Raw genomic sequence first — 20,971 nt, 5'->3', positions numbered from 1 at the left:
CGGTCAGGTCAGGAAAGATTCCCCGAAGTGTCCGTGTACGCATATTTAAACCCACACGTCCGTTATGCCGAATCCAAAATTTGAACCTACTAAGGCGATATTCCGCAAGGGAATTGAACGATCGTTTAAGGATATTGATCCTAACACATTCCAGGAAGTCATCAGTATAAGCGACAATAAACCCGTGCTTCTACTTCGCAAAAAGCGTGGCAAGTCAGAGGTGAAGGACCGGCTTGAACCCGACGACTTCGGCCCCAGCGGCCTGGCCTCGTGCCAGGGCTACTGCCTGGAGATGAAAATACCCCGGGGAATGCGCCGCCTGAGGAAGGTCGGCAATAAGCCAAAGTACTGGGGAGCGGGAAGCCATAAGCTCCGTCGAGATGTTCCCGAACTCTACTCCCCTCGCGACGGCAGCGTTACCCCCGCCCTGGTCAATGTTTTCGCGCGGGTGAAAAAGGTGCGGCCCGTTCCGGCATCCTTTACCGGTCCCGATATTTCACTCACCACCTTCGGAGCCGCTCCAGATTATATTAATGCCGAGGCATGTTCCCACGCGAGCACCTGCGCCCAGTCGGTCTCCGCCACCGATCGTGCCTTCCAGTATCTGGCGGTCGAATGGGACTGGCACACCCACTACGCGCAACACGATGATTATTACCACGAAGGCCGGAAGCTACCCCGCGAACCCGTGCAAATGATTGGTACCATGGTCACGGACAATAAGCCTACCGTGAGGCAAATAGTGTGGGTGCCGATTCTCGGTACGTTGAACCTGGTTAAGTCTCACCTTATGATGTTGCTCAACGACAACCACCTGCGCCTGAATGCGTGGGACGAAATCTCGCAGAGGGGCCCCGGAGCGGACATCAGACTCGGAAGTAAGCGTGGCCTAAGGCACTGTTTCGGATGGTTTCATTAGCGGTCCCTATTCCCTCGATACTTCCCCCTCCACTCTCTGTATAATCCCTACTTATGGGGAGGACTAATGTGCTCCGGGGTCAGCTATGTTCGCGTGTGGACCAATCGGACCGCTGGTATGTCACGGGCGGGGTACGTTGGCATACCCCTCATCCCTATGGAAGAAGATAAATTAAGACAGCAACCGGTCACCTTCAAGAAAGGGAGCCGGACGTTCCGGGAAGTCGACCCCTCCTCCTTTCAGGAACTGCTCCGCGTAGAAACGAACGAGCAGGCCCTCATCCTGACCAAAAAGGGAGCGTCGAAGGCGGACCCCGTGATCGATCCAAGCTTATTCGGTCCGAACGGGCGGGGAAAGGTGCACTGCCAGGGCAATCCGACCGTCATCACCATCCCCCGCGGGATGCGCCGACTAAAACGGGTGAAGGACGGACAACTGGCCTACTGGAACGGCAACCGCGACAACACCCCGGAGTTGTACACCCCCGACAATCCTGGCGATAAGGCACCCAGGACCTTCCCCCTCGTGGGCCGTATCGACAAAATCACGAAAGATGATCCCGGGACCGACCCCCTGGCTCCGGATGTGTTTCCGGTCCGCTTCGACGAGATGCCCCGCGTTCTGAAGGCAACGCTGGCCTGTTCCCATACCAGCACCTGTGCCCAGGCCCTGTCCGCCACCGGCACCGCGAAGGAGTACCTCGCCGTCGCCTGGGAGTGGGACACGTACTACAATTCGCCGGAGGAGATCGAGTACTACACGAAAGTGCATGGCCTCACGCGGGGTCAACCGGCCCAACTCATCGCTACCCTCGTAACCGACAAAGATCACAGACTCAATACGGTCGTATGGGTGTCCATGGTCAAAGGAAATCCCACGGATTCGGATAAAATGCTGCAGAGTAATAAAGATCACCTGGCCCTCTCAGAATGGAAAACCATCAAGCAACCCGCCCCCGGCGCGGAGCTCATCATGGATCGCCAGGGTAAGCTGGTCCTGTGTAAGTCTACCATTTTGGAGGAAGATCGTCAGCCCGCTATTATGCCCGCCCAGTAGTGCGGATGTCCCCAACGGGGATCGAGCCGCTGGTGGCGACAGTCCCGCTGGGCTTCGGTTAGGCTTCCGGTGAGGGAGCCGTCGTTGAAGTACCGGTCGTAAAAGGATCTTAGTAAGCCGGCCGTGGCCGGTGCGGGGATATCGTACAGCGAACAAACTACGTCGGGCACCCCGGCCAGGTGAAAGCTGCGGCGCAGACTCAGGGTACCCTCCCCCCGACTCGCGTAGCCCCGCCCGGTGGAGCAGGCGGCCAGGACCACCAACCGGGCGGGCAGATTCAGTCCCGTGATCGTGACGCCGTTCAGGCTATCCCGCCGACCGAGGTACAGGTAGTTATCGTACAGCCGCGTCGGATTGCCCCGCGCGTGGACCGAAAGGTGCAGAATATCGTACTTCGTGGACCGGTCGGTAAGCGTGGCGGTCGTGCACTTCCGGTCCGTAAAGTGGTCGTTCGCGGCCCGCGTCCGGTCGATTAGGTAATCGCCGAGGGGTTTCAGGTAAGCGTTTAGGTCGGGGTTCGTCCAGACCCCGATGGCAGGCGGTCCGTCCGTCCGTACCGTTCGCGCCGCCCGGTACCTTTCCTCCACCCGCCAGCTCGGCAGGTAGCGGATACTAAACTCATCCAGTACGTAATGAAGGTCCGAAAACTGACGGGCGGTGGCGGACCGGGTCGTCGTCAGGGCGGAAAAAGGTAGATCGTTGAGAGTGGCGGAAGGGGCCACCAGGAGGGAGGAGCGATGGGCCAGTTGCTCCGCTACGGGGCCCAGCAATTGGCGGTAGAGCGCATGGGCCAGGCTGTCGTAAGCGGTGACCGCGACCGGGGTCCGGTCCGCCAGCCACCGGGCCAGGGAATCGGACAGGGCCCGGTGGCTGGGATCGACCCGGAAGACGATGGTCGTATCGCGATCGGCGTAGAGGCCGAAGGTGGCCCCGGCGGTGTTCGCGTACTCGAGGAGGGCCTGATTCGCGTCCAGTTTCGCACGGGCGGCCGGCAACCGGAGGGCGGAGTCGTTCACCGCCGCGGCTACGGTGAGCGGGTCGGGTTGGGCACTCCGCCGTCGTTCGAGCGTCTGATGCTCCAGAGTGAGTTGCTGGTATCGCTCCAGGTCGGCGACCGGTAGATCGAACCGCCGGACGTATTCCCGTCCCGCGAGGGTGATGCTCGCCTGTAACTGGCGCAGGGCGTCACGGGTTTCGTCCTGACGGGCGGTGACGGCATCGCGGGTGAGTAAAAACGACTTGCCCCGCTCGATGGCTTCGAATACCTGCTGTAAGTGCTCGGGCGAGGGGTCCCGTTCGGCAACGGCAAAGGAGGCTTCGAGGGAGATATCCAGTAGCCGGCGACCGATCTCGAAAATCTTATTCAGCACGGCCTCTTCCTGCAGCGTGGAGAACGAACCTTCGTAGCCGGCCAGGGCGTGGCGGGACAGGGCGTAGGCGAGACGCAGGTCTTCCGGGTCCGCTACCTGCTCGTAGCGCAGGAGATGCGTCCGGGCCTGGGCGACCATCAGATAGATGCAGGACAAGGGCTGCGGGCAGGCGGGCGGGTCCGCGGGACCAAACGTTCTCGAATCACCAACGCAACAACCCAGATCCCCCATTTCGTCTACCAGGAGGTCAAAGGCGGCGGTATAGTCGCCGGAAGACACTGCTTCCGACCAGAGAATGTAATTAGCCTCGTTGACGTACTGCTGTACGTAAACGGGATAGTACTCGACGAACCTCCGATAGGCCACGCGTGCGCTGTCCGGGCGGTCACGGTGGTGGTGCCAGTAACCGTAGAGTCGCTCCGGATAGCCGTACACGGGTTTATCCAGATCGCCGACCGCGCGCAGGCTGTCGATGGTGGCCGCAAAGTTGACATCCCGGTCCGGAAAGCGGGTCTGCAGGATGACCAGCTCATCCCACGCCTGTCGCTCACGGGGAGAACCCATTTCGCGGTACAGTCGCAGCGCCTGCCGGAAAATTTGCTCGACCCCCTCCAGGACGTGCCGCTTCTCTCCGCCCTCCAGGTAAAAGTCCGCATACTTTTTGCGGGCGAACCCCTGCAGTAGTAACAGCTGTCCGTACAGCACGGTATCGCGCAGTACGGTGCCCTCCAGCAGAAGTTGCCCGAGCCGCGTGGTCATATCGACCTCGAGCCACTCCCGGTTGTCGTGCCTGACCTGCGCCCGGCAGAGCAGTTGTCGGGCCCGCAGTACGTTCGGCGCGTCATCCGTGAGCAGGGCCTCGGCCATGCCGGTGTACCGGGCCACCGAATCCGGATGCACGCCGCGTTCGAAGTGTAGGAGGGCGAGGTACTGGTAAGTCTCGGCCCGCAGGGGGTCGGCTAATTGGTCCAGGGTATCGATGGTGGTTCGCAGGCGACGGCCCAGCGTCAGGGCCTCCGGCAATTGCAGATCCCGGTAGGCGGTGCGAATAGCCGCCAGGCTATCGCTTACCCGAAGATCGGTGGGAGATGGCCCCGCGGGCGGCCGATCGGCGAAACAGCCGTACAGGGCACAGACCAACAGTGGCAGCAGGAGCCAGGGACGGGGTTTCATGGGTGTCGTTCTTGCCCGAAAGTAGTGGCTGGGGCTAGAAGTTCTACCATGGATTCGGGGGATTTACAGCAAATAGTTTTGGATGATGCACGCCCCCACATTGCTTTTGTCCGAAAAGTCCGCTCCCGCGTCCCCGCCGTCCTCCACGCATTCGGAAAAATGCGGGTACCTACGTTACAAATCCACGTCCGTGGGTATAAAGAAGTGAACCGGCCCAGTACCCTTCCCATGTACCCCAAAATCCTTTTGTTGACCTGCATTTTGCTCGTGCAAACCTCGTGTATGACCACGCGGGTAGTCGGAACGTATGACTCGGCTAGTCCCGTAGCCGAGCGCGCCACCCGCTGGAATCTGTTCTGGGGGCTGGTGCCCCAGCGCGACCTGCAGACCGGCCCCGACTGCCCCAGTATCTGCGTGTTTGAGGCAAAGACCAACATGGCCTACATCCTGCTGTCGACCGTCTCGCTGGGTATGGCGGTGCCCGTGCGGGTGCGCTACCACTGCTGTCCCATCGACCCGGAACCCGCCGAAATGTAAACCCCCATGGACTACCCGACCGGCGTGAAGCCGTGGAAGATAGATCGCTTCCGGAACGCCCACGAAAACTTCCTCCAACGCCTGAAGAAGGATGCTTCCTTCGACCTTCACCTACCGGACCCGGCGGGTACCAACCTTACGGCCCAGGAAAGCTACAACCGCTGTACGGCCAATCTGCAGTGGCTCCTGCGTACCGCCCTCGACGAGGATTTGCGGTTGCGCGCCATGGGCAGCGGGTGGTCGCTCGGTAAGGTGGCGGTAAGTGAATCGGCCATCATCAACACCAAACGCTACCGCCATAAATTCCGGCTCGGCGCGGACAACTTCGCACCCGGATTTTTATCCACGCACCGGGCCGAGAATTACCGCTTCCTGCAGTGCGGCAATACCATTATCGACATCAACGATTACCTGGAGCGGGACACGCCGGCCAAGGCGCTGCGGGCGTCGGGCGGAAGCAACGGACAGACCATCGTGGGAGGATTTTCCACCAACACCCACGGAGCGGCGATCGATTTCGGGGGGTTGGCGGAAATGGTGCGCGGCATTCATCTGGTGAGCGCGCCCGACCGGCATTACTACATCGAGCGGGAGACCGCGGTGGTGACGTCACCCGTATTTCACGACAAGATCGGGGCGGTAGGGATCCGGGACGACGAGCTTTTCAATGCCGTACTGGTGTCCTTCGGCAGCTTCGGCATCATCCACGGCGTGCTCGTGGAGGTCGAGGACCGGTACCTGCTGGAGCAACGCATGGCCCGCATCCCCTACGATCAGGGACTGGAGCGAGCGATCACCCGGGGCGACTTCAGTCCGCTCGCAAGTCACCTGGCCTACCCACCGGACGACGCCGGCCACCCGATCTATCACTTCGACGTGGCGATCAATCCCCACGACTTCGCCTACAACGACCCGGGGAAGGGCGCCTACGTGCGGGTGATGCACAAGGTGGCGTACCGGCAGGATTATCCCCGCATCGATCTGCCCTCCCGGGGCTTCACCTACGGCGACGACGTACTGGGGCTGATGCAAACGGTGCTCGACCGGGTGGAAAGGACCTTCGGGTGGCTGAATCAACGACTGATTCCCGGCATGGTGAACCGCTTGTTCGACACGGCCTATGACCGGCCCGACGCGGCCATTGGCACCATCGGGGAAACCTTTCGCAACACCACCTACCGTGGAAAGCTCTTCAGCGCCGCCGTCGGACTTGACCGCCGGGACGTACCCGCCGCGATCGAATGCTGTCTGCGGATCAACGAAAGTACCAAACTGGCCGGGGCCGTGGCGTTACGCTTCGTACGCGGTACGCGGGCTACGTTCGGCATTACCCGCTGGAGGAACAGCTGCGTGCTCGAACTCGACGGGGTCGACGCCCGCGTGAACCACCGCTTTTTCGAACAATTACTCGAACAACTCGAGGTGCGGCACATCCCGTACGCCATCCACTGGGGCAAGATCAATGCTCTCATCGATGCGCGGCGACTGGACTATATGTACGGGGCCGCCACCGTCGAGCGGTGGAAGGCACAGCGTTCGCGGGTGATGTCGCGGGAAGTGCAGGCGGTGTTCAACAATGCTTTTATGGAAGGGTGCGGATTGCATACCTACATTCCGTATCCGGCACCCGTGGCGTGAGGGCGGTACGGGTAATTAGGCGGACTGGTAGGTCACCCGTCCGGATTTGCAGTACGACAGCGTGCTGTATGGGGTCACTTGCTGGACCGGGGTGCCGTTGATGGCCTGCCGCTGACCGCTCCATACTTCCTGGTACAGCCGGCGGAGGTCGTTGCGGTCGGCATCGGTGAGCTGGCTGTTGGGGCCGTAGTTCATGATGGTGAAGGAGCTCTGTTCGCCGAAGAGTACGCTCCCGCGTTGGGGCTCGTGGGTTTTGGCGAAAAAGTGGCGTAGGCCGAACACGTGCCCCAGTTCGTGGATCATCGTTTCCAGTTGTTCCTGGGCATCCTGCTCGAACAGGGTGGGGTAGAGGATCAACTCGTGCTGGCCCGAATCGGGGAAAAAAGCGCTTGCCAGTACGCAGCCCGCCGGGTAACACTTGGCCGCCGGGTTGATGGCGATCTCGAAATCCACGCCGTGGGGCCGTTCGGAAAAGCGGACGGGGACCGCGTCGCCCCAGGCCAGAATAGCTTCGGTGAGCAAGTTGCGGATGTACTGCTTGGCCGCCAGCGGGTTGCGGTAGATGGCAAAGGAACGCTCCTGGAACCGCCACATGAGGGTGGAGTTCGGGGCCCAGAGTGGAATGAACCCCTGGGGGGCATCGAGTACCAGTTCCGTAGACGACCGCCCGTCGGGTTGGGCGTGACCGATGCTATCGGTGTCGCACAACACGCCGTTACAGATTTCGTGGTAGACCGTACCCATTTCTTCCCGGAGTTCTTCCGGACTCTTGCGGGCGAAGGGCTGAGTTTCGTTAAGTTGCAGGGGATCGTGCATGGTGTTGGGATATGGGTTAAGGGTGGACCGGGATCGGTGAGCGACGGGGGTGAGCGCCTTCCGAAAGGTAGGTGGAAAGCGGCTGGCCGTCAACCCCTTTATGCCGGTTTTCGCTGCCGCGTTACGGTTTTTTGCCGGGTATCACGGCCGTAAGCTCGGTATAGCTCCTGCACTGGCGGGACCACGCCGCTTGCATTCGGTAGTGACCGACCGCCGGGGACTAATTGGGGGACCTGGCGGAGGTAGAAAATTGCGGCACGCTATCTTGGGCACTTTGATCCTGAACGATAAACCGATGAAAACGTACCGATTACCCTGCCTGCTGTTGTTCCTCACCCTGGTTTCCTGCGCGAACCGACCGGCCCCGGGTACCGAACAATCGGTCCAGACTCCCCCCCCTAATATTTTGCTGATCGTCGTCGACGACCTGGGATACGCGGACTTTACGCCCTTTGCCGGTCACCGCGGCGACGTACAGACGCCCAACATCACGCGACTCGGAAACCAGAGCACGGTCTACACCCAGGCATACGTAACGGCTCCCGTCTGCAGCCCGTCGCGTGCGGGCCTGCTGACGGGCAAAAACCAGTTTCGCTGGGACGGTCCCGCCAGCTGGGGGCCGGGTCTGCCAGATAGCGTGCGTACGCTCGCCGAATACCTCAAGGAAGCCGGATACGCCACCGCTAAGATCGGTAAGAATGACCTCGGCCAAAAATTCCACCGCAACGACGTGCGCGAGTATCCCCTCCACCACGGCTTCGACCGCTTCCTGGGCTTCAGCGCCCACGCCCACGACTACTGGCACCTGAGCCAGGATATTTACGACCGCACGCCCGACCCCCAGAATACGAGTGCCCTGCTCGGACCCCTGATGGACGATATGGGGACTAAGAGCTACGAGGAAGGATACATTACGGACATCCTGACCGACGAGGCCGTAAACTACCTGAAGATGGAGCGCACGGAGCCTTATTTCCTCATGCTCTCCTATAACGCCGTTCACCACCTCATTCACGAAGTTCCCCAACGGTACCTCGATAAGTATGACGTGGCTCCCATCCCGAATTACGATCCGGAAGCCGGGGTGACCTTCGAGCAACGGGAGCCCGGTTCGTACTCCGCATACTACGACAAATATTCCCGGCTCGGTGCTATCCAAGACGACGACATGCGCAAGTATTACCTGGCCAACCTCAATAATCTCGACGACAACATCGGCCGCGTCCTCGACGCCGTGGACGAACGGACGATCATCGTCTTCGTTTCCGACAACGGGGGCTCCCCCCTGACGGGGGCCGACAACAGCCCGCTGACCGGAGGAAAATACGCCCTCTGGGAGGGCGGGATCCGGGTACCCATGGCCGTACGGTGGCCGGGCGAACATACGACCGGCGGTACGGAAACGGACTACGTCTCCGCACTCGATCTGCTGCCCACGCTTACGGCCGCCGCCGGAGTAGAGGTCGGAGACCCGACCATCGACGGGATGGATTTGCGGCAACCCGACCCGAACCGCACGCTGGTGTGGAAGTGGCAGGGGAACTGGGCGATTCGCCGCGGCGATTACAAGCTGACGAACGCCCGCGAGAATCACTGGAAAAGCCGCCCCTACCGCGCTTACATTGCCCCTATCCGGGACGACGCCTCCCTTAAACTGTTTAACCTCGCCGATGATCCGGGGGAGCGGAACGACCTGGTGAACGAACGCCCCGACCTGGTCGAGGAGCTGCGGGCGGCCTACCTGAGCTGGGAGGCCCGGAACCTTCAGGTATACTGAGGGGGCATTCCCAAAAAAAGACCGCCCCGCCGGGTAAACCCGACGGAGCAGTCAATGGCTGTTCGCCAGCGTGTAAATGTCTCCTTAGCGACGCACGAACGGTTTAGTCATTTGCATTTGACCCTCGATAACGCGTACCTGGTACATGCCGGTGGGCAGGTCGCCTACCCGCAGTTCGGTACGGGTGAGTTGGGCTTGCTTGTCGATCCGCTGTTGCTGTACCCGACGGCCGTGCATGTCGTAGACGATTACGTCGACCGAGCCGGTGTATCCACTGGTGAGTTCCAGGTTCAGGAAATCGGAGGCGGGGTTGGGGAATACGTCAAGCTGGGCGATGTCGGAAGTCTCGTTGAATACGTCCTCCGTTTCGGCGGTGGTCGTGGTCGAGGTGGTCGAGAACATCATGGTGGAGGCGGTCTGGGCGCAGGCGTCGGCTACGGGGCCGTTGCCGGTCGGGAGGTCGGAGGCGGTGGACAGGAAGAGCTTATCGATCTTCGTTCCGGGTTCGCGGTTGGCGATGGTGACCGTGTGATGGCCGACCGTAAGCTCAAAGGAGAGGTCGGTACCATCGTGGTTAACCTTGCGCCACTCGAAGCCCTGGGTCATCAACTGAGCGCCACCAATTTCTTCCCAGAACTTGATCCAGTTGCCGTTGTCGATCTTCACCCAGAGGCTGTTGCGGGAGGGGTCCGGCGCATCGATGCGGAGGAACAGGTGGTGAGTGCCGGTGACGGCGGCTACCACGTCGAACGTGACTTCCTGGGCGGGGTCGGCGGCCGTCGGCTCGCTTACCTGCCGGTCGCCGTTGAAGACGATGTAGGTGCCGCGGGAAGCGGTGCTCGTACTGAGTTGGCGCCAACCGCGGTCGAGGCGGGCACACTCTGCCTCCAGGGCGAGGGCGGTTTCGGTAGGGCCACAGTTGTTGGCGGGCTGTCCGGTGCCGATGGGCGAGTCGGAAGTGGTAGTCAGGAACAGCTTATCGAGCTGGGTGCCGTCTTCACGGTAAGCAAAGTCGATGGTGTTATCCCCGTCGGTTAGCTGCACGGTCGCGGGCATTTTGTTCCACTGGAAGCCGCTGCCCTGGGCCATGCCGCTGTTCCACTTGAACCAGGTCTGACCGTTGACCCGTACCCAGTAGGAATCGTCGAGGTTGGTCGGTGCGTTGATGCGGGCGAAGAGCTTGTAAGTGCCGGCGCTTGCGCCGCTGATGTTGAAGCTTACGTGATCCGCGGCAACGTCGGCGGGAGCATCGTTCTTGGTCCGGCGATTAGGTACTACCACATAGGCTCCGTTGGAGGCACCGGCATTGGTTTCGGTAACCCACTTGTCACCTACGATCGCGCATTCGGCTTCCAGCCAGAAGGTATTGTCGGTACCTGCCGTGGGGGGAGTAGGCTCGGGAGTGGGCTCAGGGGTAGGCTCGGGATCGGGGGTAGGCTCGGGATCGGGGGTTGGATCGGGATCAGGGGTCGGATCGGGATCAGGGGTTGGATCAGGATCGGGAGTCGGATCGGGATCAGGAGTCGGATCGGGAGTGGGCTCCGGCATAGGTTCGGCGGAGGTGATGGAGATCCGATCGCTGTGCCGGGCTCCCTGATCGTCGGTCACGGTCAGGGTTACTTCGTAGGTGCCGGCGGCGAAGGTGACGAGCGGGCGATCTCCGTTGGCGTTCCCGCCGGTCCACTGCCATATGTAACTAACGATCGTGCCGTCGGCATCGGTGGAGGCGCTACCGTCCAGGGTTACCGCGAGGGGGGCGTCTCCGTAGGGAGTGCTGACGCGGGCGCGGGCCACGGGGGGCTCGTTGCTCACGCAGTTGCTGGCCGCTTCTCCGAAGCCGCTGGGCCGCTGGGTAGTGGAGGTAAGGTAAAGCTTGTCGAGGCGGGTGTTGCGTTCGCGGTAAGCGAAGTCGATGGTATTCTTACCGGCCTGCAGGGCAATCTGGTGGCGCAGTTTGTTCCACTGGAACCCTTGTCCGGCGGTGATGCCGCTGTTCCAGGTGTACCAGAGGCCGCCGTTGACCCGAATGTAGTAGGAATCGCTGAAGTAGTCCCGCGCATCAATCCGGGCAAAAAGATTGTACAGCCCTTTTTCCGTTTCCCGCACGGTGAAACGCACGTAATTTTCCGGAGCATCCGCGGGGACGGCGCCGGTGGAGGTGAGCTGGGGCGACAGGTAGGTATTACCGGCGGCAGCCGTGCTGTTGCCGAAGCTCCAGTTGCTTCCTACGCTGGCACACTCGGCTTCGAGCCAGTAGGTGTCGTAAATGGGGGCGGGGGCCACCTCGACGGTGACCCGGTCCGTATTCTTCGCGCCCGTGTTGTCCATGACGGTCAGCACCACTTCGTGGTTGCCCTCACCGAAGACGATGGAAGGCTTAGCGCCGGTCGCGGAACCACCGTCCCACTTCCAGAGGTAGCTTTCTACCCGGCCGTCCGGATCGGAGGAAGTGCTGCCGTCGAAGTTGACCGTGAGTAGGGCCGCGCCGATGGTCTGATCGGCCAGGATGCGGCTGGTGGGCAAGAGATTGCGGTCGGAACGCAGGAGGCACTTCGTAATTTCCCGTACTTCGACTACGGCCCGCCGCGGACAAACATCCAGGCTGGAGGGGTCGGAACTCAGGATGTAGAGACCGGGAGTCGTGATGGCCGGCGACTGCTCGGTAGAGACGAAGCCGTTGGGGCCGGTCCAGTAGTAGCGATCATCGTGCACGTCGCCCCAGAGGCGAACGGTGTCGTTGACGCAGTCGAGGATTTTGCCCAAGCGGTCCGTGTTAGCCTTTACCCCGCAGTCGGGGCTGTTGTCGTCTACCATTAAGTAGAAGGCGGAAGCGGCTTCGGTGCCGGTAGCGTTCGTGGCCGTGACGTTGACGTGGAACAGGTCGCCCATGGCCGTGGTGGGAGCGTCGAAATCGAAGGTGCCCGTGAAGCCATCGAAGGCCATCCAGTCGGGCAGCGGTTGCCCGTCGCTCAGGGTGGCGGAATAGGTAAGCTGATCGCCGCGGAACGAACCGTTAACGACGAATCGGTGGGGAGTTTTGGTAAGAATGGTCTGCGCGGGAATGGGTACCGACGTGGGCCCCTCGATGGAGGCGGCCGCGAGCGGTGCGCTGAACAGACTTACGATGAGGAGGAGTAGGGTGAAGGCGTTCGGTAGGCGCACAGGAGGGGCTCCTACGCGTTCGATCGTATTAATAAATACCATCCTTGACAATTAACAATGTGAGAGAGAGAGACGTAAACAGTAGTAGAAAACCGAGTATAAACCAGGTTTGTCGCCCCGAATTATCGAGCGATTGCTTTTGTAACGGGAATAGATTTAAGGGTATTGGAAATAGCTAATCATTTTAACACTTAATCGGTGAACATTCGCCCCAACCGTCCTTTATGTCGTTTTTATCCCCCAAAGCGGCATCCCCTCCGGAGAGGCATTCTCTCCCGATGGTCCGTCCGGTAACCCGCCCCGCCGAACTCCGGTCAATGTTTACGGGCTTCTTTACGGATCACGTACCGCATTTGTAATCTTCCGCAGCGCCAATCACGCCAGCATCGGGAAGCACCAAATGACCCCGCACGAACCGTAAGTACGGGGAGGACGAGGGTGCGCCGGCCCCGTCATCGACCACCATCGCGGGCGACACGGCACGAAAGCAGGCCCGAAAACGTCAATCTGGTACACATTTTATCGGGGGGATTCATGGTTTTCAACGGCTTACTCTCCCCGGAAATGGCTTCCGACGTACCTTGCTTTTGCTACGGCGGGGTCGCGGGAGCCGGCGTCGTACGGTAACAGCAATACCCCACGGCAGGCTCCACAACCACCGCCCATGACTAAGTACTTTCTCCTTCCCATCCTTTTCACCGTGCTCTCCACCTGCACCACTGACGACCCGCCCGCCGTGGAAGTTTCAACGCCCCCGGTGATCGATACGATCCCGACGGCTACCGATAACGTCGGCACTCTGCAGGGCAGCTGGCGCAGCGTGGAGGACGATAAGAGCGTCCTGCGCTTTGAGGGCAACAGTATGATCATGAGCTACGACGGCAGCGACGAGGAGTCGGGAGAGAACTTCATCGTGGGCCCGGAGTGTCCCGGTAGCCCCCCCGCCGGCACGGGTGATCCCACGGGGCGTTACATCAGCGTACCCGACGCCGATCTGTGCTACTACATCATCAAGCTTACTGAAACGGAACTCGAGCTCTCGTTCGTGGGGCGGGGAAACACCCTGCGTTACCGGAGGGAAGGGTAGTCGGCCATTCCCGGGCCGTATCTTGGGAAAAAATTTTCCTACGTGCGTGCGTGCTGGCTTTTGCTCCTTCTCTCCTGTGTAGCTCCCCTGGTCGGGCAAACCGTTTACAACGTTCGCGAAACCCTTCACCTGCCCGCCGGGGTGTCCGCCTCCGGTGCGGTGATCTACGGGAAGTTACCCCTGGCGGCGGACGGCCAGTCGGTCACCAACGTCCGCTTTTCCACCCCGCCCGACCCGTCACCGGACCCCGCTGCGCCCAACACCCTGCGTTGGTCGCTCGATCGCGTTACCGACAGCTTACGGATGGCCTACCGGGTAGCACTCTCGCCCCGACCGGCGTGGGACCCCGACAGCGTCAGTCACCACCGGGCACCTATCGCCTGGCCCCCGGTGGGGGAGGGAGGGGTCGATCGGGTGTACGCCCTCCCTCCTCTGATCCGGGAGGATGTGGCCAAAACGGAATTTGGTAGCATCGAGCCGGAAGACACCACCGTGGCGGACGTCGATCGCCTCATCCGGCGACTAAATCGTCGGATCAAGACGGTCCGCGATCCCGCCTCCTTCGATTACGGCCGCCCCCTGCTTGAGGACGTGTACCGGCGCAACACTACCGCCCGCCGGAAACACCTGCTGCTCTCCCTGGCCCTGCAGATTCTGGAACTCCCGCACCGGGTCGTGGCGGGCAAGGTGCTCAGCTACGACGAGGTGCGGGAGAACGAGTTGTGGGTGGAAATCCCGGTGGCCGGACGGTGGTACCGGGTGTACTACGGCGACGGTATCGATCGCGGCGACTGGTTGCCGCCGAATGAGCCGGACCGCTTTCTGGCCTGCTCCTACGACTGGCGCGATTACACTCTGGAGGTCGTGAGTGCCCCCGGGGCTCCGTACGTGCCGACCACCCTCGACGCCACTTACACCAACGTGGTACTCGACTTCTGGACCGCCAAGGACGCGGCGCTCGGGCGAAAGCAGTACGCCCGCGCCATCAGCCTACTAGACTCCGTGCTGACGTATCTGCCGCGCAGCGTCGCGACGATTTCGGAGATCGGCCTGGTATACACCGAAGCCGGTCGCCCCGCAGACGGGCTGCCGTTTCTGGAAAGAGCCCTGCAACTGGCCATTACCCCCGACGATCGCGGAATGGTGATGGTGCAGCTTGCGAAGTACTACTCCCTGCTCGAGGACGCGGAAGCATCATTACGGGCACTGGCGAAAGCCTACCGACTGAGCACGATCGACCTGTCGGTCATCTTTGCCGATCCCCGTTTCCGCTACCTGGCGCGACAGGATCGGCTGGAACAACGGCTGAGTGCCTACCTGCGGGCTGAAGAGTAGGGGGGCTACCCGAGGATATCTACCTTACCGCTATCCAGGTTGTAGTAGGCGGGGACGATCTTGACCTTGCCGTCCTGCACCGCCTTGCGAATGATGCTGCTGCGTTCCTGCAGGTCGTTTGCCGTACGGCGGGCGTTTTCTTTCACCACCTCGTTGACCGAAGCACCGTCGGCGGAAGCGGCAATGGCGGGTTGAATGTGCGACACCAGATGGTTCAGATTATATCCGTTGTCTCCCCCCTTGACGGCGGCGGTAACGGCGCCGCAGCTCTCGTGACCGAGCACTACGATAACCGGTGAGCCGATGTGGGCGACGGCGTACTCAATACTGGCGATCGAGGAAGTGTTAGCAATATTGCCGGCCACGCGGACGACGAAGATCTCCCCGAGGCCGGTGTCGAAGGCGAGTTCCGGGACTACCCGGCTATCGGCGCAACTGAGCACGATGGCGTAGGGCTCCTGGCCGGAGGTAAGTTCACCCCGTCGGGAGGAGTTCTGTAGTTTGCCGTCGAGCTTGTCGGAGACGAAGCGTTCGTTGCCGGATTTGAGGCGGTAGAGTACCTGGTCGGTATTCATCATGGGTAGGAGACTTTAAAGTTTAAGTATTGTACACTCACCAATTGAAGGGGAGTGCAAATGTTTACGGCCAATATAGTTTGCTTGACGGGATACGGCGGCTCCCGCGCCCCGCCGCGAAATACGCATGTACGTACATCTAATTTAGAGTCGGGTTTGTTTACCCAGAAACCCGTACCCATGGCAACTTCCGATTACCGCCTCCCGCCCCGCGCCCGCATCGGGCACGTTCACCTGAAGGTTGCCGATCTGGAACGGTCGTTGGAGTTCTACTGCGGTCTGCTGGGATTCGAAGAAACCAGCCGCTACGGTACCCAGGCCGCCTTCATTTCCGCCGGCGGCTACCACCATCATATCGGCCTGAATACCTGGCACAGTTTGGGTGAAGGACCGGCTCCCCGGCGGGGCGTAGGGCTCTACCACACCGCCATTCTTTACCCCGAACGCGACGATCTGATCCGGGCCTTTCAGCGATTGGTACGGGCGGAGTACCCCCTCACGGGCGCGGCCGACCACGGCGTGAGCGAGGCGATCTACCTCGACGACCCGGACGGCAACGGCGTCGAACTGTACTGGGACCGGCCGCAACCGGAGTGGCCCCGGTCCGCTGACGGGCGCATCGAGATGTACACCCGTCCGCTGGACCTGTCGGATTACTCCGGGGCGTAAACGCGTACGTAATCCACCACGTACTCCTGGGGAAAAACGGTATCATCCACGCCGGGCCCGCCAAAATTTCCGCCGACGGCCACGTTCAGCAGGATGTAAAAGGGGTGATCGAAGGGCCATACCTCCTCGCTGCGCTCCTCCGGGTTAAAGGTGTGCACGAGCCGGCCGTCGACGTAAAAGGTGATTTGCTCGGACGTCCACTCGGTGGCGAAGTGGTGAAAACCGTCTTCGATGTCGGGAATGGGCGTGATCCGGGAGGTTGCGTTCCCTCCGTGATTGGCGGCGGTGTGCAGCGTAGTGAATACCTCACCGGGCGCGCGACCCACGTACTCCAGAATGTCGATCTCGCCCGCCAGGGGCCAGCCCACTTCGTCGATACGCTGTCCCAGCATCCAGAAGGCCGGCCAGAGTCCTTCCCCGACGGGCAGCTTGGCCCGGGCCTCGATGCGACCGTACTGAAAGGCGCGTTTGTCCTTCGTGCTCAGCCGGGTGGAGGTATAGGTATCGCCTTCCTTGCGTACCGTAATGGTCAGGTGACCGTCGGCCACCCGGTGATTATCGGCCGTATAGATCTGCCGTTCCTCATTTCCCCAGCCGCAGAGGTTGGGGCAGCCGTCGCCGAGTACGACGGTCCAGTTGGCGGTATCGAGCCTCGTGCCGTCGAATTCATCGGACCAGACCAGGGTACGCCCGGTTTCGGCGTCCGGGGACTGAGCGGTCGTGCCGGTCGTCGAACAGCCGGTGCCGGCGGTCAGAATGAAGCTGAAAATGAGGGGAAATACGATAATGCGGTACATCGGGGAAGGGTCGTTGACCGCGGTAAGATCAGAAGAAATTCGCCACTGCCCTACGTACGGCAAGATTTCGGCCGCGGCGAACAATCCCTTCCCGCGGCGCCATACAGCAGGTACAAGTCGTTATCCCCCTCATGCCCCAGCCGCTTTACTCCTCTCCCCACTACACCGTGTACGCCGACCGGGTCGATCAGGGGGAGCTCTTCGCCGAAGCCCTCTCGGCCACCCACCTACGCTCGAACTACGGCGAAACCATCCACAAGGATCGTGACCCCCCGACCGACTGGAAGCTGGCCAGCGACGTGCCGCCCGGGCCGACCTACACCTCGGATCATCCCCTCATCGACGCCCTCTTCAACCTGGCCCGCCAGGAGGCCCGGCGCAACGTCGAACCCGACGGTACCCTGCGCACCGGGGCGAAGTGGTCGGGCGTCTGGACCCGCGACGTGAGTTACAGCGCCCTGCTGGCCATGGCCATTCACGATCCGGAGGCGGTCATGACCAGTCTGCGCTCGAAGGTCAGGCGGGGACGCATCGTGCAGGACACCGGCACCGGCGGGGCCTGGCCCGTTTCCTCCGACCGCACTACCTGGGTGCTGGCGGCCTGGGAAGTCTACCTGGTGACCGGCGATCGTAGCTGGCTGGAGGAGGTCTTTCCCGTAGTGCGCGATACCCTGGCGGACGATGCGAAGACGCTGCCCGACCCCCGTACCGGACTGTACCGTGGTGAGTCCTCTTTTCTCGACTGGCGCGAGCAGACCTATCCGCGCTGGATGGACAATACCGACATCTACGCGTCCCTCTGCCTCGGGACCAACGCGGTGCACTACCGGGCTCACGAGATCCTGCTACGTATGGGTCAGACATTAGGACAACCGACCGAGGATGCCGCGGAGGTCGCCGCCACGATCAAGCAAGCCATGAACGACCGGCTCTGGCTGCTCGACAAGGGTTATTACGGACAGTTTCTCTACGGCCGCAGTCACCTGCTGGTCTCGCCCCGCTTCGAGGCGCTGGGGGAGGCGCTCTGCATACTGTTCGGCATTGCGGACGGGGAGCAATGCGCTTCCATCATGGAGCACTCGCCGCATACCCCCTACGGCGTGAGTTGCATCTACCCCCAGATTCCGGACATGCCGCCCTACCACAACAACGCCATCTGGCCCTTCGTGCAGGCCTACTGGAACTGGGCCGCGGCGCGTACCGGCAACGGAGCCGCCCTGGAGCACGGGTTGGGCGCCCTCTACCGTACCGCCGCCCTCTCCCTCAGCAACTACGAAAATCTGGTGTGCGAAAACGGCGGTATCGTGGGCACTCAGGTCAATTCCCACCGCATGCTCTGGAGCATTGCCGGCAACCTGGCCATGGTGTACCGGATATTTATGGGCATGGAATTTAGGGCCGACGGACTCTACTTCCAGCCCACCGTGCCGCGGTCCTTCGCCGGCGAGCGTACCCTCCGCGGATTTCGGTACCGTGGGGCTACGCTGGACATTACGGTCCGCGGTCACGGCCGCCGGGTGCGTACGGTGACCATCGACGGTGAGCCGGTGGAAGTGGCCTTTATCGAAGCCGGTGCGACGGACCACCACGTGATCGACATTCAACTCGATGATCACGACCTGCCCTACCGGACGATCACGGAGGTGCCGAATCAATCCTCCCTGCCCACCCTCTGGGCCGGCCGGGTGGGGGAGTCCCTGCAGTGGACCCGCGTGCTGGGTGCCCACCACTACCACGTGTACCGCAACGGGGACCTGCTGGCCACTACCACCGACAACCACTATCGGATCAAGCTGGGGGCCTTCGCTTCCTACCGGGTGGCGGCCGTGGATGAGTTCGGCCACGAGGCCTTTGCCAGCGAACCGGTTACGATCACGCCCGAGGTGCGGGTTTTTCAGGCGGAAGCGTACGCGCCGGCGTCTTCCTTTCCGTCCGAAAATTTCACGGGTAAGGGCTTCGTGCGTCTGACGCTCCACGAAAATCGGGAGGTGGTCTTCTCCATTGAGGTGGCGGCGGCGGGGCGGTACCTTCTCGACTTTCGCTTCGCCAACGGCAGCGGCCCCGTCAATACCGACAAGAAGTGCGCCATCCGGAGTCTCGGCGTGAACGGCAATTACGCGGGAGTGGTCGTCTTTCCCCAGCGCGGTGCCGACGACTGGTCGAGCTGGGGACACACCAACGCCCACCGGGTCACGCTAGGGGAGGGCAGCAACACGGTACGGCTGTACTTCGCGGACTGGAACCACAATATGGACGGTGAGGTCAACGTGGCACTCGTGGACTACCTGCGGCTGACGAAACTGTAGGGCGGCGGCGCGCGGGAGCAACGTAGCTCGGAGAGGAGCAAAAAACCAGCTCCGGTAAATCGCGTTAGGCGGGGTATGGAGCAGGTAAAAAACTTCCACATCGCCCCCGAACGGATCCAGCAGCTCAACGACCGGCCGCTGCGGCACGACGGCGACTACGTCATCTACTGGATGCAGGAAAGCATGCGGGCCTACGAGAATCCGGCGCTGGAGTACGCCGTCCGTTGGGCCAATGATCTGGACAAGGCCTGCATCGTAGTATTCACCCTGATCGACGACTTCCCGGAAGCCAATCTGCGGCACTATACGTTTTTGCTGGAAGGGCTGAAGGAGGTGGCGGACCGCCTCGCCGAACGCGACCTGAGGTTCGTGCTCCTGCACGGTCCCCGGGTGGACAAGATCACGGCCTTCGCCGCGGATGCCGCCTGCGCGGTAGTGACCGACCGGGCCTACCTGCGCCACGAGCGCGCCTGGCGCAGCGGAGCCGCCGAAAAGCTGGACATTCCGCTGGTGCAGGTCGAGGGTGATCTGGTCGTCCCCCTGGAAACGGCCAGCGATAAGCGGGAATACGCGGCCCGCACCATCCGTCGGCAGATTATGGAACGGGTAGACGACTTCGCCGGTGAAGTCTCCGAAAGCAAGCCGAAACACGAGAGCAAACGGCTGCACGTCCGCAACGACCTGGAGTTCGGCACCGTAGACGGCCTGCTGGAGCAACTGAAGATCGACCGTAGCGTGCCGCCGAGCCCCGACTTCACCGGCGGTACCCGTGCCGCCCGGAAGCGACTGACCGCCTTCCTGCGATCGGGACTGGATGGTTACGCCGACGGCCGGCGGGATCCGGTGGCGGACGCGACCAGTCACATGAGTCCCTACCTGCACTTCGGGCACATTAGTCCGTGCGAGATCCTGCGTAAGGTCCGCGGAGCCAGTGCCCCCCGGGAGGACATCGATGCGTACGTCGAGGAGCTGATCGTGCGGCGGGAACTCGCGCACAACTTTGTCTACTACACCCCCGATGACTACGACAGCCTGAAGGCCCTGCCCGACTGGGCGAGCGAAACCCTGGAGAAACATAAGTCCGACGACCGTCCCGACCATTACACCCGGGAACAGCTCGAAAACGGCGAAACCGCCGACGAAGCCTGGAACGCCTCCATGCGGGAAATGCGGGTGCGGGGATTCCTGCCCAACTACATGCGCATGTACTGGGGCAAGCAGATCATCCGGTGGACCAACACCCCCGACTACGCCCACAAAACGGCCCTGTATCTGAATAATAAGTACTTCCTCGGCGGTCGCGACCCCAACAGCTTCACCAACATCCTCTGGCTCTTCGGACTGCACGACCGCGCCTGGACGGAGCGCGAGGTGTTCGGCAAGGTGCGCATGCTGAGTAAGGGGGGACTCGAGAGCAAGTTTGACGTGAAAGCTTATATCGAGCGGGTGGAAGGACTGGGGGAGGGGTAGCACGGACCGCACATCTGGCGACGGGGACACTCCTAGGCATGGCTAGCCACCCCACAGGCGATCATCGTATCCACCCGAGCTGGGAGGATAGCACGAAAGCAATGCGCGTGTAAACATATTTATAGATACGCATGGTAAAATTTGGTGTTTGTCGTCATTTTGACTAATTTGGAACCCTGACGTGATACGTCATTCCCCGAGAATCCGCTGTTTGTCCCTATTTAATTTTCTGCTGGTTGGGAAATGCCCTTCCCCTATTCCACACACTAACTAAACATAACAAG

The 20,971-nt window shown here is 61.5% G+C and carries 15 protein-coding genes; 10 read left to right on the top strand and 5 right to left on the bottom strand.

Going from position 1 to position 20,971, the window contains the following annotated elements:
- The first annotated feature begins 184 nt into the window (after nt 1–184).
- Both NMA52_RS17220 and NMA52_RS17215 read left to right on the top strand, forming a co-directional pair.
- Nucleotides 185–919 carry a hypothetical protein gene (locus tag NMA52_RS17220; protein WP_254828949.1) on the top strand — a complete coding sequence of 245 codons (735 nt, stop codon included), beginning with the start codon at nt 185–187 and terminating at the stop codon, nt 917–919.
- 156 nt (nt 920–1,075) lie between these two features.
- A complete protein-coding gene (locus tag NMA52_RS17215) occupies nt 1,076–1,975 on the top strand; it encodes a hypothetical protein (protein WP_254828948.1) in 900 nt (299 codons plus the stop codon).
- Here the strand turns inward: NMA52_RS17215 and NMA52_RS17210 are convergent.
- The gene (locus tag NMA52_RS17210) at nt 1,948–4,518 is read right to left on the bottom strand and encodes a CHAT domain-containing protein (protein WP_254828947.1); all 2,571 of its coding nucleotides are present in this window, start codon (nt 4,516–4,518) and stop codon (nt 1,948–1,950) included. The genes NMA52_RS17215 and NMA52_RS17210 overlap by 28 nt on opposite strands.
- Before the next feature lie 282 nt (nt 4,519–4,800).
- On the opposite strand from NMA52_RS17210, the gene NMA52_RS17205 reads away from it, so the two are divergent.
- Together NMA52_RS17205 and NMA52_RS17200 are read left to right on the top strand one after the other, a co-directional pair.
- Nucleotides 4,801–5,055 carry a hypothetical protein gene (locus NMA52_RS17205; protein WP_254828946.1) on the top strand — a complete coding sequence of 85 codons (255 nt, stop codon included), beginning with the start codon at nt 4,801–4,803 and terminating at the stop codon, nt 5,053–5,055.
- 6 nt (nt 5,056–5,061) lie between these two features.
- The gene (locus tag NMA52_RS17200; protein ID WP_254828945.1) at nt 5,062–6,693 is read left to right on the top strand and encodes a hypothetical protein; all 1,632 of its coding nucleotides are present in this window, start codon (nt 5,062–5,064) and stop codon (nt 6,691–6,693) included.
- Between the two features lie 15 nt (nt 6,694–6,708).
- On the opposite strand, the gene NMA52_RS17195 is transcribed toward NMA52_RS17200, so the two are convergent.
- Complete coding sequence (locus NMA52_RS17195; protein ID WP_254828944.1) at nt 6,709–7,509, bottom strand: matrixin family metalloprotease; 801 nt, start codon at nt 7,507–7,509, stop codon at nt 6,709–6,711.
- Nucleotides 7,510–7,804: 295 nt separating this feature from the next.
- Between NMA52_RS17195 and NMA52_RS17190 the strand changes: the two genes are divergently transcribed.
- Nucleotides 7,805–9,286, top strand: a complete 1,482-nt coding sequence (locus NMA52_RS17190; protein ID WP_254828943.1) for a sulfatase — start codon at nt 7,805–7,807, stop codon at nt 9,284–9,286.
- An 84-nt stretch (nt 9,287–9,370) separates the two neighbouring features.
- Here the strand turns inward: NMA52_RS17190 and NMA52_RS17185 are convergent, their stop codons facing one another.
- Complete coding sequence (locus NMA52_RS17185) at nt 9,371–12,490, bottom strand: PKD domain-containing protein (protein WP_254828942.1); 3,120 nt, start codon at nt 12,488–12,490, stop codon at nt 9,371–9,373.
- Nucleotides 12,491–13,112: 622 nt separating this feature from the next.
- Here NMA52_RS17185 and NMA52_RS17180 point away from each other — a divergent pair.
- On the top strand, nt 13,113–13,535 hold the full coding sequence (locus NMA52_RS17180) for a hypothetical protein (RefSeq protein WP_254828941.1): 423 nt from the start codon (nt 13,113–13,115) through the stop codon (nt 13,533–13,535).
- Nucleotides 13,536–13,577: 42 nt separating this feature from the next.
- A complete protein-coding gene (locus NMA52_RS17175; RefSeq protein ID WP_254828940.1) occupies nt 13,578–14,870 on the top strand; it encodes a lipopolysaccharide assembly protein LapB in 1,293 nt (430 codons plus the stop codon).
- A 5-nt stretch (nt 14,871–14,875) separates the two neighbouring features.
- On the opposite strand, the gene NMA52_RS17170 is transcribed toward NMA52_RS17175, so the two are convergent.
- The gene (locus NMA52_RS17170; RefSeq protein ID WP_254828939.1) at nt 14,876–15,448 is read right to left on the bottom strand and encodes a carbonic anhydrase; all 573 of its coding nucleotides are present in this window, start codon (nt 15,446–15,448) and stop codon (nt 14,876–14,878) included.
- A gap of 177 nt (nt 15,449–15,625) precedes the next feature.
- Between NMA52_RS17170 and NMA52_RS17165 the strand changes: the two genes are divergently transcribed.
- On the top strand, nt 15,626–16,114 hold the full coding sequence (locus NMA52_RS17165; RefSeq protein WP_254828938.1) for a VOC family protein: 489 nt from the start codon (nt 15,626–15,628) through the stop codon (nt 16,112–16,114).
- Here the strand turns inward: NMA52_RS17165 and NMA52_RS17160 are convergent.
- Nucleotides 16,099–16,911, bottom strand: a complete 813-nt coding sequence (locus tag NMA52_RS17160) for a family 16 glycosylhydrolase (RefSeq protein WP_254828937.1) — start codon at nt 16,909–16,911, stop codon at nt 16,099–16,101. The two genes, NMA52_RS17165 and NMA52_RS17160, sit on opposite strands and share 16 nt — an antisense overlap.
- A gap of 131 nt (nt 16,912–17,042) precedes the next feature.
- Between NMA52_RS17160 and NMA52_RS17155 the strand changes: the two genes are divergently transcribed.
- The gene (locus NMA52_RS17155) at nt 17,043–19,217 is read left to right on the top strand and encodes a hypothetical protein (protein ID WP_254828936.1); all 2,175 of its coding nucleotides are present in this window, start codon (nt 17,043–17,045) and stop codon (nt 19,215–19,217) included.
- Nucleotides 19,218–19,292: 75 nt separating this feature from the next.
- Complete coding sequence (locus NMA52_RS17150; protein WP_254828935.1) at nt 19,293–20,687, top strand: deoxyribodipyrimidine photo-lyase; 1,395 nt, start codon at nt 19,293–19,295, stop codon at nt 20,685–20,687.
- The last annotated feature ends 284 nt before the right edge of the window (nt 20,688–20,971 follow it).

This window comes from Lewinella sp. JB7 (assembly GCF_024297185.1).
Lineage (GTDB): Bacteria > Bacteroidota > Bacteroidia > Chitinophagales > Saprospiraceae > Neolewinella.
This window is presented reverse-complemented; position numbering and strand designations above follow the sequence as displayed.